The sequence below is a fragment of the Caulobacter sp. P1_B12_2 genome (genome assembly GCF_056406675.1).
Genome location: NZ_JBFTZS010000541.1, coordinates 1 through 2793, shown reverse-complemented (window position 1 = coordinate 2793; position 2793 = coordinate 1). Strand labels below are relative to the sequence as shown.

Below are 2793 nucleotides of genomic sequence, written 5' to 3'. Positions count from 1 at the left end.
GTACAAGCTCGTATGACCCTTACCGACGTCCGTCCCGCCAAGCCCGCGCCCATCAGCGCCAACGCCCTGATCCTGGTGATGCCGGCGCCGCCGGTGTGCGGATCGTTGACCCCGGCGATGGCCGCCGTGACCGCCGAGGTCACCGCCTCGGCCGTGCCCTGCTGGTCGACATAGCTGGTGACCACCCGGATCGTGCCGCCGACATCGGCGTCGCCCAGGGTGTAGGTCGCCTGATCGGCCCCGACATTGACGAAGCCGGCGCCGGTGTTGCGCTGCCACTGGTAGTGGAACGTGCCCAGGCCGTCAGGATCGACCAGGGCGGCCGTGTTGGCGGTGAGGACCTGGTTCTCGGTCTTCGTGCCGGTGATCGTCACGCCGCCGGTCGGGACGTCGTTGACGTTGGCGATGGCTGGCGTCGAGGCGCTGGTCGCCGACTCCGCGAAGCCCTGGTTGTCGGTGTAGCTGATCACCACCCGGACCACGCCGCCGACATCGGAGTCGCTCAGCATGTAGGTCGACTGGTTGCCGACGACATTGACGAAGCCGGCGCCGACGTCATGCTGCCACTGGTAGTTCAGCGTGCCCAGGCCGTCGATGTCCGCCAGAGTCGAGACGGCGGTCAGGATCTGGTCTTCGGTCGCCGTGCCGGTGATCGACGCGCCGCCGGTGTGCGGGTCGTTGACCCCGGCGATGGCCGCCGTGGCCGCCGAGGTCACCGCCTCGGCCGTACCCTGCTGGTCGACATAGCTGGTGACCACCCGGATCGTGCCGCCGACATCGGCGTCGCCCAGGGTGTAGGTCGCCTGGTCGGTCCCGACATTGACGAAGCCCGAGCCGGTGTTGCGCTGCCACTGGTAGTGGAACGTGCCCAGGCCGTCGATGTCGACCAAGGCGGCGGTGCTGGCGGTGAGGACCTGGTTCTCGGTCTTGGTGCCGGTGATCGTCACGCCGCCGGTCGGGGCGTCGTTGACGTTGGTGATGGCCGCCGTCGAGGCGCTGGTCGCCGTCTCGGCGAAGCCCTGGTTGTCGGTGTAGCTGATCACCACCCGAACCAGGCCGCCGACGTCGCCGTCGCCCAGGGTGTAGGTCGCCTGGTCGGTTCCGACATTGACGAAGCCGCCGCCGACATCGTGCTGCCACTGGTAGTGGAGCGTGCCCAGGCCGTCGATGTCGGCCAGGGTCGAGACGGCGGTCAGGACCTGGTCCTCGGTCGCCGTGCCGGTGATCGACGCGCCGCCGGTGTGCGGGTCGTTCACTCCGGCGATCGCGGCGCTGGCCGCGCTGGTGACGCTGTTGGCGAAGCCCTGGCCGTCGGTGTAGCTGACCACCACGCGGACCAGGCCGCCGACATCGGCGTCGCCAAGGGTGTAGGTCGCCTGGTCGGTCCCCACATTGACGAAGCCGCTGCCGACGTTGTGCTGCCACTGGTAGTGCAGCGTGCCCAGGCCGTCGGARTCGGCMAGGGTGGCGGTGTTGGCGGTGAGGATCTGGTTCTCGGTCGGCGTGCCGGTGATCGACGCACCGCCGGTCGGAGCGTCGTTGGAGGCGGCGATGGCCGCCGTCGAGGCGCTGGTCGCCGTCTCGGCGAAGCCCTGGCCGTCGGTGTAGCTGATCATCACCCGGACCGTGCCGGCGATGTCGCCGTCGCCCAGGGTGTAGGTCGCCTGGTCCGCGCCGACATTGACGTAGCCGCCGCCGACGTCGTGCTGCCACTGGTAGTGCAGCGTGCCCAGGCCATCGACGTCCGCCAGGGTCGAGACGGCCGTCAGGACCTGATCTTCGGCCGCCGTGCCGGTGATGCCGGCGCCGCCGGTGTGCGGGTCGTTGACCGCCGCGATGGCCGCCGTCGAGGCGCTGGTCGCCGTCTCGGCGAAGCCCTGGTTGTCGGTATAGCTGATCACCACCCGGACCAGGCCGCCGACGTCGCCGTCGCCCAGGGTGTAGGTCGCCTGGTCGGTTCCGACATTGACGWAGCCKSMGCCGACGTCGTGCTGCCACTGGTAGTGCAGCGTGCCCAGGCCATCGACGTCGGCCAGGGTCGAGGTCGCTGTCAGGACCTGGTTCTCGGTCGCCGTGCCGGTGATGCCGGCGCCGCCGGTGTGCGGGTCGTTGACGGCGGTGATGGCCGCCGTGGCCGCGCTGGTCACGGCTTCGGCCGTGCCATGACCGTCGGTGTAGCTGGTGACCACCCGGATCGTGCCGCCGACATCGGCGTCGCCCAGGGTGTAGGTCGCCTGGTCGGCCCCGACRTTGACGAAGCCGCTGCCGGTGTTGCGCTGCCACTGGTAGTGCAGCGTGCCCAGGCCGTCGGCGTCGGCCACGGCGGCGGTGCTGGCCGTCAGGACCTGGTTTTCGGTCTTCGTGCCGGTGATCGTCACCGCGCCGGTGGGGGTGTCGTTGACGTTGGCGATGGCGGCGGTGGAGGCGCTGACCGCTAACTCCAGCGTGCCGCCGTCGTCGGTATAGTAGATCGCCACGCGGACAGTCCCGCCGACGTCGCCGTCGCCCAGGGTGTAGGTCGCCTGGTCAGCGCCGACATCGACGTAACCGCCGCCGACGTCGTGCTGCCACTGGTAGTGCAGCGTACCCAGGCCGTCGACGTCGGCCAGGGTCGAGACGGCGGTCAGGACCTGGTCCTCGGTGGCCGTGCCGGTGATGCTGGCGCCGCCGGTCGGCAGATCGTTGACGTTGAAGATGGTGGAGGTCGGGGCGCTGGTGACGCTGTTGGCGAAGCCCTGGCCGTCGGTGTAGCTGACCACCACGCGCATCGTGGCCCCGACGTCGGCGTCGCCC

At 70.1% G+C, this 2793-nt stretch carries 1 protein-coding gene; it reads right to left on the bottom strand.

Annotated elements, in window-relative coordinates; translation table 11 throughout:
- On the bottom strand, positions 1–2793 hold a 2793-nt coding region (locus tag AC1DZ6_RS22955), incomplete at both ends, for a beta strand repeat-containing protein (protein ID WP_477099423.1).